The organism is Sphingopyxis macrogoltabida, assembly GCF_001307295.1.
Classification (GTDB): Bacteria; Pseudomonadota; Alphaproteobacteria; order Sphingomonadales; family Sphingomonadaceae; genus Sphingopyxis; species Sphingopyxis macrogoltabida_B.
Genome location: NZ_CP012700.1, coordinates 397,616 through 414,254 on the forward strand (window position 1 = coordinate 397,616; position 16,639 = coordinate 414,254).

Here is a 16,639-nt window from a genome sequence, read left to right on the forward strand (position 1 = left end):
TACGCGGTCGCCTGCCTTTTTTAGCGGAGCCAGGAGGGGTCAAATCCCCGCTGGGAAATTCCGTCGTTCGTGTTGGCGAGAAAGAGGTGCGACACCGCCTGATTGCCGCGATGGGCATTATCGATCATGTTGAAATCGCACACGCCCTCCAGGCCTTGCCACCTGGGGATAGACAGAACTTCGATCCCTGCCGGAGAAGAGTTCGGACCGCCATTGTTGAGGTCTGTGGAAGTCACGACGCCATCGACAGCTTCGACGTCGATACGAAGGGTCTGGCCGTTCTCGAGCTGCGCCACAGTCCAGCCGCCGATCGACGAGAGGCCGTCGCCCAGCGTGCAATTGACGGTATGGAAATCCCGGATAGGCTCGCGCTTTCCATCGAGCATCACATAGCCCATCTTGGCGAAGGCGCCATCCTCGGCCTGCATCGTGAGCAGCGAGTAGCTCAGCTTCTCGCCCACCGTGCCGGCATGCCAGCGCGCCGAGCGAAACATCGGTAGCGGGCGCGGTCCGTAGCCATGATCGCGGTAGCCGATGCCATTCTCGATCGTGACCACCCGGTCGCCGATCCGGACGCGGCCTTCCACCCGGCCGGCGCTTTCCGGGTGGCCATGATCGTCGCCTCCCGAAGTCAATGTTCCATGACCCGGTCCTCCGACCACCTCCCATTCCTGCGAAGGATACCAATCATAGATGCGCAGGTCCGCTTCCGCATCGTCGTCGAACGCCTCGAAGCGACAATATTCCATATCGGGAATCGTGAATCGCATCGTTCCGGAACTGGCCATGACATCGGTTCGATCGCCTGCCTCCAGAGGACGGTCGAGCAGGTGGCGACGGAAGCGGGTTCCGTCGGGGAATGCCATCCCCCAATGCGTCTGCGTGGTCTTCTGATTCACATAGGATCCCGTGCGCAGGAAGCCGACGAGGCCAGTGTCCGGATCACGAAACACCAATACCCAGGATTCCTGCCAGAACGGATGATTTCCAGGGTGATGGGGCAAATCAATCGCAGAATACAGGCTCATCGGTCTCTCCACTATTTTTTTACCTTCAACATCTCGAGGCCTCAGGATTCGGGATCAAAACCCGATCTTCGCAGGATCGAGCCGGCCGCGGTCCGAGCCTAAAATTACTCGATTAATTAAACGATGACAAGTTTGCATCTCGGCGGTGCGGTCATTCCGCGCGCCAAGGGCTCCAGGTGGGCAATCTTGCGATGTGGCGCAAAGCGAGGACGGAGCGGCTCGGGGAACCGCTGATACAGAGCATGAGATGTTTTTATCGCCTCAAGCCATTTTCGAGCCTGGTCTACCTGCGAGACTGCGCCGCGGTCTCCAAGTGCAATACTGGCATCGCCGCGCGGCCCAGGCGGTCGCTATGCCATTGTTAAAGCCGGTGCGGCTGGTATGCTTGAGTCCTGTCGGCACGACAGGACCGAATTCAGGAAGCGCTGGGGAGATCGATGAGGGCGCCTGCGATGAAACCAAGAGGCCGACGGGCCAAGACAGCCGAGCCGGAAACCCCGCCGCGCGATCGGCTGGTTGAGGCAACGGCCAATCTCATGGTTGAGCGAGGATCAATTGATGTTTCGCTCGCCGATATTGCACGGCGGGCCGATCTCAATTCTGCTCTGATCAGCTACTATTTCGGCAACAAGGCGGGGCTGATGATGGAGTTGCTTCGCTCGGTTCTGGGCGGCGACATATCAAAGCTCGATGCCTTCTCGCAGCGACAATTGTCGCCTGAAGAGAAGCTGTCGGGCTTCGTTCGCGGGATGATCGACAGCTATTTCACTTACCCGTTCATCAACCCGCTGACCCACCAACTCGTCACCGAAGAGCCCGAAACCTACGGTCCGCTGATCGCGGAGGAGTTCAGCAAGCGGGCGGCAACGATTCTCCGGAACATCCTCGCCGAAGGGCAGGCCTCGGGAGTTTTCGCAAAGGTCGATCCGCTTCATCTTTATTTTCACATCGTCGGTGCCTGCGATCAATTCTTCCATGGCCGTTATCAAATGCAGCATATCTTCGGCATCGGCGCGATCGACGAGCCCATGAAGCAAGGATATTCGAATTATCTCGCCAACGCCGTGGTGAAGAGCCTGCGTCCCGCAACTTAGCCGACTGCCGGTCAGCACTGGCCCGATCGATATCGAAGGCGTCGGCCGTGCCGTACGTCTCCTTTTGCCATGCCCGGAACAGCAAGGCGCAGGAACGCGCCGCGGGAGAAGCTTGCCCCAACCCCTGATGGCGCTCTAAGGTCGAATTATAACTATATGGACGATCGTATATATATTTTGCGTTGACATTAATCCTAATGATGCCACCACTATGAAGCTCGCGAACCTTCGGGGTCGCGAATGCACGGAGGCAATCTCCGGCGGTCAATGGGAGGAGGCTGACAATGCGCTACGGCAAGAGACCGGATGGGCAGATGCATCGATCGGCGCGCGCTATCGCGGATGGCCTCATCCCCTCATCATCGCGTCTCAGGCTCCATCGACGCGGCAGCAGCGCTGCCGACGGCGAGCCGCGAGACGGCTTCCTGGAGGGAATTGGAATGCGGAGCAAGGCACTGGCACTTTGTGCGTCGATCGGCGTGTTGGCATGGGCTGGGGCAGCGCGGGCCCAAACGGCGCCCGAAGCGCCTGCGGCCGACGAACCGTCGCAGCTGGGCGAAATCATCGTCACGGCCCAGAAGCGAAGCGAGTCGCTCCAGCGCACGCCCGTTGCGGTCAGCGCCTTCACATCCGAGACGCTGGAGCAGCAGCAGATCAACGGCGTTCAGCAGTTGCAGTACAATGTTCCGTCGCTGGTGTTCGCCCAGCTTACCGGCTACTCGCAACTTTCGATGCGCGGCATCGGCTCCGACCTGACGGTTACGGCCGGCGAGCCGACGGTCGCGACGTTCCAGGACGGCGTCTACATGGGTCAGCTCTTTGCCCAGAGCGTCCCCAGCTTCGACCTCGAGCGCATCGAAGTTCTGCGTGGCCCGCAAGGTACCCTGTACGGTCGCAATTCGACCGGCGGGACGATCAATTACATCACCAAGCCGCCGTCCTACGACACGGCTGCCAATCTTGCCTTCACTTATGGAAATTACGATCGCGTCGCGGTGGAAGCCGGGGCAACCGGTGCGATCGTGCCGGACAAGGTGGCAGCACGGGTCTCGGTGAAATATGACCGGAGAGACGGCTACCGCTTCAATGTCTTCGACGGCAAGCGGTACGATGCCAACGACCATCTGAGCGGCCAGGCTGCGCTGCTTATCGAGCCGTCGAGCGACATCAAGCTGACCTTGCGCGGCGACATGTCACGGCAGGTTACGTCCGCGGTACAGCAGTTCATCGATGCGCTCCCGACGCCGTCGAGCATCTCACCCGAAACGCCGACCGGAATTTTCTCCCTTCCGGGAACCGCGCTCGCCGGAATTCCCGGCCTCCTGTCGCCCTCGGACCTCGCGCTGCTGGGGAATCGAAGCATCTCCGACCTGTTTGGCCTCTCGGAGCCCGGGCTGCGTGGAGGCGATCCCACCAAATCGACCCGCATTGCCAATGACTTTCCGTCGCGGACCGAAGTCAATCTTCGCGGGGCCAGTGCGACACTCGACTGGGACATCGGGAATGTATCGCTGAAGTCGATCACGGCTTATCGGTTCAGCAAATTGTTCATCCAGACCGACAATGACGGCAGCAGTGCGGCCATTCTCTACGAGGATCCGATCCAGCAAACCTCGAAGCAGTTCACGCAGGAAGTGAATATCTCGGGGAAGGCGTTCGACGACCGGCTGGACTGGCTCGCAGGAGTCTTTTACCTGCACGACCGCGCAAGTCTGAAAGCGGACATCTATCTGCCCTCGCTCGGCGATCTCATCATTGCCTCCGCCAGCCTGGGCACCGCGGCACCGCCACCGGTCTTCGACCTGTCGCAGCCTCTCATCCCCAATCTCCTCCTCCTCGGGTCCGATCCGCTGCTCGGCAATACCCTTTATGGCGGGCAACCGACGCCCGTCGCCTTTCTGGGCTTCGGTGCCGAGCAGAAAAGCTCCTCGCTGGCGGGCTTCGGTCAAGTCACCTACCGGATCGCGGATCGGTTGCGGGTGACCGCGGGCCTTCGCTACACGCGCGATGAAAAGGACGTCTTCCGGCGGCTCCACTCCAACTTCGTACCGACTGCGGCCTTGTGCGAAACCCAGTCGAAGAAGAGCTGGACCGCGTGGACCGGAACGGCCGGGGTGGATTTCGACCTCTCGGATCGCGCGATGCTCTACGGAAAGGTGTCGCGGGGCTACAAGGCCGGGGGGTTCAATCCGGCGGAATGCACGGGGAGTTTCAACCCCGAAATCCTCTGGTCCTACGAAGCCGGGCTCAAGTCGACGCTCGCCGACAATCAGCTGCGCGTCAATTTGGCGGGCTTCTATTATGATTTCAGCGACATCCAGTTCACGACCTATCTCAACAATTCCTCGACGATCAGGAATGCCGCCGATGCGACGCTTTACGGCATCGAGGCCGAGTATATGCTCGCGCCGCGCGGCCTTGCCGGATTCTCGCTCGATGGGTCCGGTTCGTGGATCCACAGCGAATATGGCAGCCAGCTTCTCCAGGACCCGCTCGGCCTTGCGACGCTCGACATCAAAGGGAACCGCCTTATCCGGGCCCCCGAATGGAAGCTCAACTTCGGAGCGCAGCAGCGGATAGAGACCGCGAACGCCGGCGCCTTCACCCTCCGGGGCGAAGCGGCCTACACCAGCCAAATCTTCCATGATGTGTTCAATGGGGAGGCGCCCTTCCAATCGCAAACCCGCGAAGCGCCTTATTGGATCTTGAATGCCCGCCTGAGCTGGTCGTCGCCGGGCGATCGGTTCCAGGCGCAATTGTTCGCCGAGAATATCACGAACAAGCTTTATGCCTACAGCCGCGTCGCAGCGGCAACGGGGGCCTATGTTTCCGGACAATTCTCGCCGCCACGGACCTATGGCATCCGCCTGTCGATGAAGCTCGGCGCGAACTGAGGCGCGCGATGGCGGAGACACCGAAACCGGACGTTATCGCGAGCGTGATGCGGGCGACCAAGCCGGACTTTACCGATATAGACCCGGCGGACATTGCCCGCTTCCTGGCACAGCAGCCGGACATCGCGGGGCCGGTGGAAATCGCCAATGTTCGCGGTGGCGGCGCCAATGCGGGCGCGTCGAGCGGCGTTGTCGTGTTCGATGCAATATTGGAGGGCAAGGTCGAGCCGCTCGTGTTGCGCTATGCGCCGCTCCGCAACGAGGGCCGCATATTCTTCGACTATGGCATCAGGCAGCAATATGAACTGCAGGCGCGTCTGGCCGATGCCGGGCTTGCGGTTCCGCGCGCGCGCTGGATCGATCCCGACGGCGCCGTGCTCGGGCTGCCGGGCTTCATCATGGAGAAGGTCGAAGGCGATGTCGCGCACGCGTCGCCCTTCAGCGCCGGGCTGATCGGCGACGCGGCGCCCGATGTGCGCGAGCGGCGGATCGCATCGATTTTCCGGGCCCTGGGCAGCGTGCATGGCGCCGACTGGCAAGGCAGCGCGGTCGCGTCCTGCGTTCGCCAGGCTGCGGGCCGGACCCATTTCGAACGCTATATCAACTGGTATTGGGAAACCGTCGAGTGGGTGCAGCCGCCGCATCGCGAGCGGCTCGAGCGGTTGCGGTCCTGGCTGTTTGCGAACCAGCCCGATATTCATCATGATGACCTGGCGCTGATCCATGGCGATCCAAGTCTCGGCAATTACATGCTCGAAGGCGACGAGGTACGCGCGATCATCGACTGGGAACTCGCGGGTATCGTTGCTCCGGCTTACGACATTGCCATGCAATGTATGGCAAATTCCTATTATCGAGCTGTGTCGGCGCCCGAAGTCGCCGCCAGGATTCCCGATGACGCGAGCTGGGTGGCCCATTATGAAAGCGTGACGGGTCGCAGGGTCGAGCATTTCGAGTTTTTCCGCAGGGCGGTGACGCTGCCGCTTCTGGTCGTCCAACTGTCGATGTCGCGCAATTTTCCCGATGGTCTGCGCGATGAATTCCTCGCTGGTATGGAAGCGATTTGGGCGGTTGGGGAGGGCCGTTAAGCCGGAGCCGCCCAAGTCCGTGCTCGGCTCCGGGAATTGCGAGCAAACTTCCGGGCTGGCGTGCTGCGCTGACAACCGATACGGAGACGTGGCCGGCATCCGCCGGAGCGGGCTAACTGGAAACGGGCGATATCCATGAGCAGCGACATCCTCGACGATCTCAATCGGGCGATCATTGCCGCGCTTCAGGAAAATCCGAGCAGAACGAACAAGGACATCGGGGAAACACTCGGCGTTTCCGAACCTACTGTGGCGAACCGGATCCGGGCGCTCGAAGATGCCAATATCCTGCGCGTCATGATGCAGCGCGATATGCGCGCTCTGGGTTATTCGGTGTTCGCTTTGGTCGATCTCAATGTTGAAGGCCGCACGCCCGAAAATGTCGCTGAAGACCTCGCCAAGCTCGATGCATGCACCAGTGTTTCGGTGGCGATGAGCAGCCCGGACATCTTCGCCAATATAAATGCGCCCGATGGCGCTGCGCTCCAGCGGATCGTCGACGAGCAGATTGCGAAGATCGAAGGCATCGCCTCCTACGAGGTCAATACGGCGCTGGAGATCGTGAAACTGGATCCCCGCTTTGGCAAGCTGGGATCCGAATGATGCGCCTCGATGATCTGGACCAGCGTATCATTGGCCTCCTCGCCGAAGATGCGCGCATCAGTAACCGCGAAGCGGCGCGCCTGTTGGGTATCTCGGACACTGCGGTCCGTAAACGCCTGAAGAAGCTGTCCGATTCGGGCGCTGCGAAGATCACGGCGGTGGCTGATTCAGCCGCGTTGGGAATGACCACCGCTGTTCTGGTGCGGGTTCAGACATCTCCCGAAACGGCGCGCGACGTGGTCGAGGCGATGGCCAGTTTCGACGAAGTGAGTTTTGCTGCCTTGATGACAGGACGCTTCAATATCGTTCTGCTCGTGGCGGCGCAAAGTCGTCAGGCCGTGGCAGATATTATTCACATGCATTTACGGCGGCGATCCGGCGTACACCGGGTAGAAACGGTCGAGATCGTCTCGGTCGCCAAGCACAATCTCGATATCGCCCTGGTCTCCAGAAAACGCTGACCCCACCCGGCCGAGGTGCCGGGACTCGGGCTCACGGGCTCCGCACTAGCGACCCTGTGGAAGGGGACGGCCTGCGCCCCCTTCCGGAGATTCACTATCATTCTGCGGCGATCGCCATTGGATGCATCAGCTGCTCATCCATGTCGGCACCGCCCGACCCGACCAGTCGGCCCGGTGTCGCACCAGTGCACTCGGTGCCATTGACGAAGGTCGTCTCGCCATTCACCATCACCCGCTCGATGCCCTGGGGCTTGCAGACGCGCCGCCAGTCGCCATCGGGAAGATCATGGGCGATCTCATATTTGAGCCGCGGATAGTCGAGCGCCTCATAGTCGTAGATGAAAAGATCGGCCGCTTGCCCCGCTGCCAGCGTGCCCCGGTTGTGGAGTCCGAGCACTTCTGCCGGAACCGCGCTGAGCTTGTAGTGCATTTCCTCAAGCGTCATCAGCCCGGTCTCGCGAACCATCCAGATGATCGCGTCCGTCGAATATTGACCGCCAGCCCAGAATTTCACATGCGCTCCGCCGTCCGAGGTTCCCGGAATGGTGAACGGATGTTTGAGAACCTGTGCGACTTTCTCGTCGTCAAAGCTCATGCCTTCGGCCACGAGGAAATCGCTGTCGGCATTGGTATCGACCACGATATCCATAAACACGTCGATCGTGGGCCGATTGCCAACGGCGGCCGCGATTTCGCCGACCGACTTGCCTTCATACTGGTTCCATGGGGCGACGCCGCAAGCGTCGTTCAGGACATAATGCTCGAGCGGTCCGCCGGCCGGTGCGAGCAGTTCAGGCCTGTACACGTTGCGCAAGCGCGTGCGATAATCCTCGTCCGCCGCTTTTGCGACTTTTGCCGCGCGATCGCCCGCGAAGGTGAATTCGCGGAACTCGGGGATGATGTTCCAGATATCCCAGTCCATCGGTTTGAATTCGTTCCAGCCGCGCGTGGTCAGGGTCTGGGTGAAGATTTCCAGCCCCTCTTCCCGCGCCTTGTCGACCAGAGCGAGGACTTCCTCATGATAAGTGGGCAGAAAGTCGTTGACGATGACGACATTGTGGAGGACGGGCCGGCCCGACACCCGTGCAACCTCTAGCGCGATCTCACCGAAGCGCGCACCCGGGGTATCGACGAGGGCCTGGATCGAGCCTTCGCCGCGCTCGCGAAGCACTTCCGCGAGCGCCAGAATGTCCTCGCGGCTCATCGTGTCGCTCGGCATCGGGGTGCCGTCACAGTCGATGTGGGTGTTATGCTCGCCCTGGTAGGAAAAGCCGAAGCCGATTGCGCCCGCGTCCATGGCGGCGTGCAGTTCCTGCTTCATGCGCTCCCGCTCTTCCGCAGTTGCCGGACGGCTTTTCGCTGCTTCGAGGCCCATCACATAGATTAGGAGCGGATTGAGGGGAACATAGCTGGCGACGTTGACCCCCTTGGGCACCCGCTTGAGATGCTCGATCCATTCGGGGAAGCTGACCCAGTCCCAGCCGAGCGCTGTCCGCATCGCATTTACGGGAACCTGTTCGGTGGTCTCCATCATCTGCATGTAGCGCTCCCGGTCCTGCGGATGGCAGGGGGCAAAGCCAAAACCGCAATTCCCCACGCCGATTGTCGTGGTGCCATGCCAGCCAGAGTTTGTGGCATAGGGATCCCAGTGCAGTTGAGCGTCATAATGCGTATGGGCGTCGATCACCCCCGGCGCGACGATCTTCCCGGTGCCGTCGATGACATCGCTCGCGTCGCCGCTGATCCCGGCGCCAATGTCCGTTATGATCCCGTCTTTGATTCCGATATCGCCCACGAACCGCGGCGAGCCCGTGCCATCGACGATCGTGCCACCTTTGATGAGCGTGTCAAACTTAGGCATCCCATTCTCCCATCTCTCTGTGTTGCTCGACATTATGGTCGGCATTTGGTTCTCAAATTCGACAAAAATGATGCAAGTATCTATATTATGCGATCCACCATTGAGTCAAATATAATGGGAAATGATGTCATGGCCGGTCTGGACTGTCTTGATGGCGTTTCGACCCTCCCTTTGCGCGAAAGGGGCAGGCCGATGCGCCGACGGGATGCTCAAACCGCGGTGTAGCCACCATCGACGATGAACTCGGAACCCGTGATGTAGCGTGCGCCGTCGCTTGCCAAGAACGCGACCAACGGCGCGATGTCATCGACATTGCCCATCCGGCCCACGGGAATCTTGCTGTTCCATGCGGCAACAACCTGCTCCACCCACGCTGGTTCGCCGTTCGCGGCGGTAGGTCTCTCGTGATGGGCGCCGAGCCTGGTTGCCGTCGGACCCGGCAACACTGTATTCACTCTTACGGCACGCTCGGCCAGTTCGACCGCGACAGCCTTGCTCAACATACGGATTGCGCCCTTGCTCGCGCTATAAGCGGCATAACGGTCCCCTGCCACCGTCCCATAGATTGATGAGATATTGACGATGGCGGCGGTTGACGTGCCGTCCGCCTGACGACGCATCGACAAAAGCGGCAGTGCCATCTGCATCCCCATGAACGGACCCTCGACATTGATCCGATATTGCCTTCTCAGATCGTCGAGAGGAGCGGTCGCAAAAGGCGTGTCGAGCATGATGCCGGCGTTGTTCACGAGAATGTCGAGCCGGCCGAGCTTTTCGGCGAAGCCGATCGCCGTCTCCCAATCGGCTTCGCTTGTCACGTCATGCCGGCAGGCGTGCGTTCCCTTGGTGCCATCGCACCACTCAAGGCGAGAGGCATCGATATCGGTCGCAAGTACCTCGGCGCCGGCGGCAAGCAATTGCTTTTCCACGGCAAGGCCTATCCCGCTTCCCGCGCCCGTCACGATCGCAACGCGGCCCTCCAATTCGATCGAATTCACCATCACCTCCATGATCGAAAACTGAGAAGCGCCATCGAGCCAATCGACGGCGTCGCGCAAATTGCGCGCGCGCTTCCGTGCTTCGCCGCCATTCGCGCCTCCGGATTGGCATTGACATGCGCGGCCGTCAAATGCGATTATACAAGCAATTAATTAAATATCGGAGGGCGCGGTGGAGGGTGTCGATCTTGTTTCGCTTGATCGCTGGATGGAAGCCCGGAGCCTTGGAAGTGGCTCGATTTCCGGCGTCCGGCTTCTGGCTGGCGGAACCCAGAATATTCTCCTCCGCTTCCATCGCGGGCCGTCCGAATTTGTTCTCCGCCGGCCGCCGCCGGTCCTGCGCGCGGGATCCAATGAGACGATGCGCCGCGAAATGCGCGTCCTCGAGGCACTGCGCGGTAGCGATGTTCCTCACCCTGGCTTCATCGCCGGATCTAGCGACGAGACGATCCTTGGCGCTGCTTTCTATCTCATGCAGCCGGTCGATGGCTTCAACCCGATGTCCGGGCTCCCCGCCTTGCACGCTCGCGAGCCGCTGCTGCGCCGCCGCATGGGCCTCGCCGTGGTCGAGGCGATCGCCGCACTCGGCGCGCTCGATTATCGGGCGGTCGGCCTCGCGGATTTTGGAAAGCCCGAGAATTTCCTGGAACGCCAGGTGGGGCGTTGGCGCCGCCAGCTTGAAAGCTATGCCGATCTAGCCGGGTGGCCGGGGCCTGGCGCCATCCCGGGGGTGGACGCGGTGGCGGCCTGGCTCGATCGCCATCGCCCAAGCGCATTTCAACCGGGGATCATCCACGGAGATGCGCATCTTGCAAATGTGATGATCCGGCCGGACAGCGGGGAACTCGCAGCCCTCGTTGATTGGGAATTGAGCACGATTGGCGACCCCCTGCTCGACCTCGGCTGGCTGATCGCGACATGGCCGACCGATGGCTCATCCTTCGCCACGGACGCCATGGCAAATCAGCTCACCGATCTTGCATCTCCTGCCGACCTCGCGGCGCATTACGCAGCGTCAAGCGGCCGGGATCTCGCGGCTCTCGACTGGTACATCGTGCTCGCCTGCTACAAGTTGGGCATCATTCTGGAAGGGAGCTTTGCGCGGGCCTGTGCCGGAAAGGCGCCGCGAGAAACCGGCGAACGGCTTCACGCGCACACGCTCGCTCTGTTCGAGCGCGCCCTCAGCATCATTCGTTGAAAAGGAAAGATGATGATCGACGATACCGATTTTAGCGGACGCAATATTCTCGTCGTCGGCGGATCGAGCGGGATCGGCAACGGCATAGCCCAAGGGTTTCGCGCCCGCGGCGCCAATGTTCATATCTGGGGGACGCGCGCCTCTGCGTCCGACTACAGCGCCGATGAAGGGTCCGACCTTGAAGGACTGGGCTATCATTGCGTCGATGTCGGGACGCCCGAGGCTATCGAGACGGCGGAGATTCCCTTCGACACGCTGGACTCCCTCATTTTGTCGCAGGGAACCGTATTATATCGGCGCCAGGAGTTCGAGCGCGAAGGGTGGGATCGTGTCATGGCGGTCAATATCGACAGCCTGATGCATTGCGCGCGCAAGTTCCGGCCACTGCTTTCGGCGTCCGGCGGGTCGATTATTATCGTGAGCTCGACGTCCGGCTTGCGCGGCAATATCGGAAACCCGGCTTATGCCGCGTCCAAAGCGGCCGCGATCAGTCTGACCAAAACGCTGGGCCAGGCTTTTGCCGGTGACGGGATTCGGGTGAATGGTCTCGCTCCGGGGCTCGTCGATACCAAATTGACACGGATCACGACCCAGAATTCCGCTCGTCTCGACGGCGCGCTCGCCACGATCGCGCAGCGACGCATGGGGACGCCCGCCGATATGGCGGGTGCCGCCATATTCCTCGCATCCCCGCTCGCTTCCTACGTCACCGGCCACACGCTGGTCGTCGATGGTGGCCTGACGCTCTGATTTGCCATTCTGACAGGAGATACACATGCAGTTCGAACATAGCGAAAAGGTCCGTGACCTCCTGCAGAGGGTCGAAACGTTCATGGATGCGCATATCTACCCCAATGAGGAAGAGTATTACCACTTCATCCACGACCAGAGGAATCTGTGGCAGGAGTGGCCTGGAATGCCCGCCCTCAAGGCCGAGGCGCGTGCTCAGGGCTTGTGGAACCTCTTCCTCCCACACGAATATGGCCGCTTCTCGCCCGGGCTCAGCAATCTTGAATATGCTCCACTTGCCGAGGTGATGGGCCGATCGCCGTGGTCGAGCCAGGTGTTCAATTGCTCCGCGCCCGACACGGGCAATATGGAAGTGCTCGCGAAATTCGGGACCCCCGATCAGCAGCAGCAGTGGCTTCAGCCCCTGCTCGACGGGGAGATTCGCTCGGCCTATGTGATGACCGAGCCGCAGGTCGCCTCATCCGATGCCACCAATCTTGAGCTGTCCATCAAGCCCGACGGCGACGACTATGTCATCAACGGCCGGAAGTGGTGGATTTCGAATGCGATGCACCCCGATTGCGCGATCTTCATCGTGATGGGAAAGACCGACTTCGATGCTCCCCGCCATGCCCAACATTCGCAGATCCTCGTGCCGCGAGATACGGCAGGGATCACGGTCGTGCGCAACCAGACCGTCTTCGGATCGATGAACTCGCCGGGCGGCGAGTGCGAACTGCGCTTCGACAATGTACGCGTACCGAAGGAAAATCTCATTCTTGGTGAGGGGCGGGGGTTCGAGATCGCGCAAGGGCGTCTCGGGCCGGGACGTATTCACCACTGCATGCGTTCGATCGGCCAGGCGCAGCGCGCGCTCGAGATCATGGCGCGCCGCGCGGACAGCCGCGTCGCTTTTGGAAAGAAGCTCGCCGATCAAAGTAGCATCCGCCAGGACGTCGCACGCAGCTTCTGTGAAATCGAGATGTCGCGCCTGCTCACGCTCAAGGCTGCCGACGCCATGGACCGCTATGGCAACAAGGTTGCCAAGGATCTGATCGCGGCCATCAAGGTGATCGCTCCGCAAATGGCGCAAACCGTCGCGGATCGGGCCATCCAGGTTCATGGCGGAATGGGCGTAAGCGACGACACCCCGATCGCCTACTTCTTCACCCTCAATCGCTATCTGCGCATCGCGGACGGTCCCGACGAGGTGCACATGTCGCAGCTCGGGAAGCAGAAGATCGCCGAATATTCGGCGATGGCGAAGTAGGAGGCCGGCATGAAGGCGCTGCTTTATCACGGGGCAGGGGATATCCGCTACGAAAGCATGGCCGATCCGATGCCGGTCGAGGCGGGCGACGCCATCGTTCGGGTCACCGCCTGCTCGATCTGCGGAAGCGACCTACACATTTATCATGGTCACGGATTTTCCGAGGATCGGGGCTTTTGTGTCGGTCACGAAGCGGTCGGCGAAGTGGTCGAAACCGGACGCGCCGTCTCGCGGCTCCGCGTCGGTGACCGGGTCATGATCCCCGCAGCAGCGGGCTGCGGCGCCTGCCGACCCTGCCTGTCGGGCAATGTGATCGGGTGCGAGAATGGCGCAGCGGCCTGCTACGGGTTGTCCGCCGCGCTTCAAGGTTCGCAGGCCGAGGCCGTTCGCGTCCCCAGCGCGGACGCCAATGCGGTGCTGATCCCGGAAGGGATATCGGAAGAGCAGGCGCTGCTGATGACAGACGCCCTTTCGACCGCCTGGTTCGGTGCGCGCAGCGCCGATATCGCCCCGGGGAGCAGCGTCGCCGTAATTGGTTTGGGGCCGATCGGCCTCATGACGGTCGACTCCGCCTTCGTGCTGGGCGCCCATATCGTATATGCCATCGATCCCGTTCCAGAAAGGCGCGCGCTGGCGGCAGCGGCGGGCGCCGTCGCTCTGCACCCTGACGAAGCCGTCGCCGTGATCCGGGAGGCGACGAAAGGACGTAAACTCGATTCCGTCGTCGAGGTGGTCGGGAGCGACGCGACGGTCGATATGGCATTACGCTTGGTAAGGGCGCGCGGCACCGTCTCGGTAATCGGTGTGCAGCAATCGCGCCGTTTCGCCTTTCCGCTCGAACGCGCGTTCGCGGCAGGGCTCACATTCCGGGTCGGGACCTGCTCGGTCCCCGAAGAATTGCCGACCCTTTTTCCACTTGTCCAGGCGGGGCGTCTCAAGCCGGAAACCTATGTCTCCAATCGGCTGCCGCTGCGAGACGGCGCCGAAGCCTATGCGATGTTCGACCGCCGGGAGGCGGGAACCCTGAAGATCATCCTCGAGCCCTGAAGACGCAACTGGCTGGATCTGAGTCCGGCGCGCCCCTGCTGACCGCACGCGGAAAGGGGGGGGCGACACGGCAAAAAATGCGCGCCTCTGCTTGCGGCGCTTCGCCGGCAAAACCGTTCGCATTGACCGCAGAGCTATGCAGTTGATCGGGCGAACGCATTTGTGTATCTAATAATCGAGCAATTAATTAATTGTCGAATCGCTCGCGGAGAGGACGCCATGGCATCGGGATTGTCGGTAGAGTTGCGGGTCGACGGGCCAACCGCACATATCATCCTCAACCGTGAGGACCGGCTCAACGCGATCAACAACGACATGTTTCGGCGGCTTGAAGATCATGTCGCGCGGCTCGCGGGCGAGGCCGAAACTGTTCGCAGCGTCATCGTGCGTGGCGCGGGAAAATGTTTTTCTGCGGGGCATGATCTGCAGGACATCGCGTCTGGCGATGCAGCGCATGATGTCTCTTTTCAATCTTCGGTGCTCGAGCGTCTCGCGAATCTGCCCCAGGCGGTTATCGCGGCGGTGCACGGTCATTGTTACACCGGCGCGCTCGAGTTGGCGCTGGCCAGTGATTTCATTCTCGCCGCCCGGAGCGCGCGGTTCGCGGACACGCACGCCAAATGGGCGCTCACGCCTGTGTGGGGAATGAGCCAGCGGCTGCCCCGTCTGGTGGGCCAGGCCAAGGCGCGCGAGATGATGTTCACCGCACGCACGATCGATGGCCGGGAGGCGGCGGAGATCGGACTGGCGGCGTCCTGCTTCGAGGATACTGAGTTTCTGGAGCGGGTCGATGCGATCGCGTCGATGATCGCTGAAAATTCGGCTTTCAGCATTGCCGCCTATAAGCGACTGCTCGCTGAAACGGACAATGTCCCGCTGCATCTCGGCCTCGCACACGAAGTCCGCAACAGCGCAGGCGTCGGACCCGACATGGGCGAACGTATCGCGGCCTTTTCAAAACGCAAAGCATGACCGCGCCATCTGGAGCGCTGGTCGATCGGGAGTGAGTGACGATGAGCAATGAAACCCAAGACCTGGCCGCGCCAGCCGAAATGGCGGCCCGGCTTGTGAACCCGGCGTCGTTCGGCGACCCCGCGACCCTGCACGCCGACCTTGCCTGGCTTCGTGGCCACCAGCCCGTTTCGCTTGTCGATACCGCCGGTGTCGATCCCTTCTGGCTCGTGAGCCGACATGGCGACATCATGGACATAGAGCGCCAGCCCGACATTTTCCGCAACGGCGATCTTTCGACGGTTCTCATCGGAAGTCCGATGCTCAAGGCGGTGGAGAATGCGACCGGCTGTCCGCACCTCACCCGTAACATGGTCAACATGGACGGAGCAGAGCATCGTGCCTATCGATCGCTGGTCCAATCCTGGTTCATGCCAGGCAATGTCAAGAAGCTCACGGACGACATTCGCGAGATCGCGCGCGCGCATGTCGATCGGATGATGGGGCTCGGCGGCGAATGCGACTTTGTCGCCGATGTGGCCCTGCATTATCCGTTGCACGTCATCATGAGCATCCTTGGCGTTCCCGAAGAGGACGAACAGCGCATGCTGATGCTGACCCAGCAACTTTTCGGCGCCCGCGATCCGGAACTCAGTCGAAAAGCCGATGCCATGGCCGATCCGGATACCGCCATAAAGGTGTTCGGGGCCGTCGTGGCGGACTTCCACGCCTATTTCTCCAATATCACGGCGAGCCGCCGCGCCGAGCCGCGCGACGATCTAGCGACCATCATCGCGAACGCCATGATCGACGGCAAGCCGATCGACGAGCGCGCTGCCAACGACTTTTACATCCTGGTCGCGACCGCCGGGCACGACACCACCTCCGCCTCGACGGCCGGTGCGATCTGGGCCCTCGCGGAGCGGCCCGCCTTGCTCGCCGAGGTGAAGGCCAATCCCGACCTGATCCCGGCTCTCGTCGATGAGGCGATTCGCTGGGTCACGCCGGTGAAGCATTTCATGCGCGCCGTTGCCCGGGATCATGAGGTGAATGGCCACCAGTATAAGGCCGGGGACTGGGTCATGCTGTCCTATATGTCGGCAAACCGTGACGAGGCGGTGTTCGACGATCCGTTCGAGTTCCGGCTCGACCGCCCGGCAAACAAGCAGATCGCATTCGGTTACGGGCCCCATCTATGTGTCGGCCAGCATCTCGCGCGCCTCGAGATGAAGACCCTGTTCGAGGAACTTCTGCCCCGGATCGAATCGCTCGAAATCGCCGGCGAACCGGCCTGGACCCAGGCGACGCTGGTCAGCGGGCCGAAACGCCTTCCGATCCGCTTCACTCAGAGTTGATCGGCGGGTCGACGCGCGGCGGCGTGGCAGAGAGACGACAGCATATTCGCAGGACGGATACG

At 61.4% G+C, this 16,639-nt stretch carries 14 protein-coding genes; 11 read left to right on the forward strand and 3 right to left on the reverse strand.

From position 1 onward, the window contains the following. Positions 1-20 precede the first annotated feature (20 nt). Positions 21-1,028: a DUF7064 domain-containing protein gene (locus AN936_RS01960; protein ID WP_058801215.1), complete on the reverse strand. Its 1,008-nt coding sequence runs from the start codon at positions 1,026-1,028 to the stop codon at positions 21-23. Positions 1,029-1,465: 437 nt separating this feature from the next. Between AN936_RS01960 and AN936_RS01965 the strand changes: the two genes are divergently transcribed. The 5 genes from AN936_RS01965 (at position 1,466) to AN936_RS01985 (ending at position 7,168) form a co-directional block, all read left to right on the forward strand. Further along, the gene (locus tag AN936_RS01965; protein ID WP_082639779.1) at positions 1,466-2,122 is read left to right on the forward strand and encodes a TetR family transcriptional regulator; all 657 of its coding nucleotides are present in this window, start codon (positions 1,466-1,468) and stop codon (positions 2,120-2,122) included. A 440-nt stretch (positions 2,123-2,562) separates the two neighbouring features. Further along, on the forward strand, positions 2,563-5,016 hold the full coding sequence (locus tag AN936_RS01970) for a TonB-dependent receptor (RefSeq protein WP_054586675.1): 2,454 nt from the start codon (positions 2,563-2,565) through the stop codon (positions 5,014-5,016). An 8-nt stretch (positions 5,017-5,024) separates the two neighbouring features. Further along, positions 5,025-6,104, forward strand: a complete 1,080-nt coding sequence (locus tag AN936_RS01975; protein WP_054586676.1) for a phosphotransferase family protein — start codon at positions 5,025-5,027, stop codon at positions 6,102-6,104. Positions 6,105-6,239: 135 nt separating this feature from the next. After that, entirely contained in the window at positions 6,240-6,707 is a 468-nt protein-coding gene (locus AN936_RS01980; RefSeq protein WP_054586677.1) for an Lrp/AsnC family transcriptional regulator, read from the forward strand. Continuing rightward, the gene (locus AN936_RS01985; protein ID WP_158500033.1) at positions 6,707-7,168 is read left to right on the forward strand and encodes an Lrp/AsnC family transcriptional regulator; all 462 of its coding nucleotides are present in this window, start codon (positions 6,707-6,709) and stop codon (positions 7,166-7,168) included. Before AN936_RS01980 ends, AN936_RS01985 begins: the two co-directional genes overlap by 1 nt. 97 nt (positions 7,169-7,265) lie before the next feature. Here the strand turns inward: AN936_RS01985 and AN936_RS01990 are convergent, their stop codons facing one another. Continuing rightward, positions 7,266-9,029, reverse strand: a complete 1,764-nt coding sequence (locus AN936_RS01990; RefSeq protein ID WP_054586679.1) for an N-acyl-D-amino-acid deacylase family protein — start codon at positions 9,027-9,029, stop codon at positions 7,266-7,268. Positions 9,030-9,238: 209 nt separating this feature from the next. Then, positions 9,239-10,087 (reverse strand): SDR family NAD(P)-dependent oxidoreductase, encoded by an 849-nt coding sequence (locus AN936_RS01995; RefSeq protein ID WP_054586680.1) that lies wholly within the window; start codon positions 10,085-10,087, stop codon positions 9,239-9,241. 112 nt (positions 10,088-10,199) lie between these two features. Here AN936_RS01995 and AN936_RS02000 point away from each other — a divergent pair, with 112 nt between their 5' ends. The 6 genes from AN936_RS02000 (at position 10,200) to AN936_RS02025 (ending at position 16,577) form a co-directional block, all read left to right on the forward strand. Then, positions 10,200-11,225, forward strand: coding sequence for a phosphotransferase family protein (locus AN936_RS02000; RefSeq protein ID WP_232014778.1), 1,026 nt, complete (start codon positions 10,200-10,202; stop codon positions 11,223-11,225). Between the two features lie 12 nt (positions 11,226-11,237). Then, positions 11,238-11,975, forward strand: a complete 738-nt coding sequence (locus tag AN936_RS02005; protein ID WP_054590045.1) for an SDR family NAD(P)-dependent oxidoreductase — start codon at positions 11,238-11,240, stop codon at positions 11,973-11,975. 25 nt (positions 11,976-12,000) lie between these two features. Then, positions 12,001-13,224: an acyl-CoA dehydrogenase family protein gene (locus AN936_RS02010; protein WP_054586681.1), complete on the forward strand. Its 1,224-nt coding sequence runs from the start codon at positions 12,001-12,003 to the stop codon at positions 13,222-13,224. Between the two features lie 9 nt (positions 13,225-13,233). Next, complete coding sequence (locus AN936_RS02015) at positions 13,234-14,271, forward strand: alcohol dehydrogenase family protein (RefSeq protein ID WP_054586682.1); 1,038 nt, start codon at positions 13,234-13,236, stop codon at positions 14,269-14,271. Positions 14,272-14,433: 162 nt separating this feature from the next. Then, positions 14,434-15,243 carry an enoyl-CoA hydratase/isomerase family protein gene (locus AN936_RS02020; protein WP_234715710.1) on the forward strand — a complete coding sequence of 270 codons (810 nt, stop codon included), beginning with the start codon at positions 14,434-14,436 and terminating at the stop codon, positions 15,241-15,243. A 41-nt stretch (positions 15,244-15,284) separates the two neighbouring features. Then, a complete protein-coding gene (locus tag AN936_RS02025) occupies positions 15,285-16,577 on the forward strand; it encodes a cytochrome P450 (RefSeq protein ID WP_054586684.1) in 1,293 nt (430 codons plus the stop codon). The last annotated feature ends 62 nt before the right edge of the window (positions 16,578-16,639 follow it).

Excerpts from the sequence above, each read along its gene's own strand:
- AN936_RS01960 (WP_058801215.1), bottom strand. The coding sequence starts at position 1,028 with ATGAGCCTGTATTCTGCGATTGATTTGCCCCATCACCCTGGAAATCAT.
- AN936_RS01965 (WP_082639779.1), top strand. The coding sequence starts at position 1,466 with ATGAGGGCGCCTGCGATGAAACCAAGAGGCCGACGGGCCAAGACAGCC.
- AN936_RS01970 (WP_054586675.1), top strand. The coding sequence starts at position 2,563 with ATGCGGAGCAAGGCACTGGCACTTTGTGCGTCGATCGGCGTGTTGGCA.
- AN936_RS01975 (WP_054586676.1), top strand. The coding sequence starts at position 5,025 with ATGGCGGAGACACCGAAACCGGACGTTATCGCGAGCGTGATGCGGGCG.
- AN936_RS01980 (WP_054586677.1), top strand. The coding sequence starts at position 6,240 with ATGAGCAGCGACATCCTCGACGATCTCAATCGGGCGATCATTGCCGCG.
- AN936_RS01985 (WP_158500033.1), top strand. The coding sequence starts at position 6,707 with ATGCGCCTCGATGATCTGGACCAGCGTATCATTGGCCTCCTCGCCGAA.
- AN936_RS01990 (WP_054586679.1), bottom strand. The coding sequence starts at position 9,029 with ATGCCTAAGTTTGACACGCTCATCAAAGGTGGCACGATCGTCGATGGC.
- AN936_RS02005 (WP_054590045.1), top strand. The coding sequence starts at position 11,238 with ATGATCGACGATACCGATTTTAGCGGACGCAATATTCTCGTCGTCGGC.
- AN936_RS02010 (WP_054586681.1), top strand. The coding sequence starts at position 12,001 with ATGCAGTTCGAACATAGCGAAAAGGTCCGTGACCTCCTGCAGAGGGTC.
- AN936_RS02015 (WP_054586682.1), top strand. The coding sequence starts at position 13,234 with ATGAAGGCGCTGCTTTATCACGGGGCAGGGGATATCCGCTACGAAAGC.
- AN936_RS02025 (WP_054586684.1), top strand. The coding sequence starts at position 15,285 with ATGAGCAATGAAACCCAAGACCTGGCCGCGCCAGCCGAAATGGCGGCC.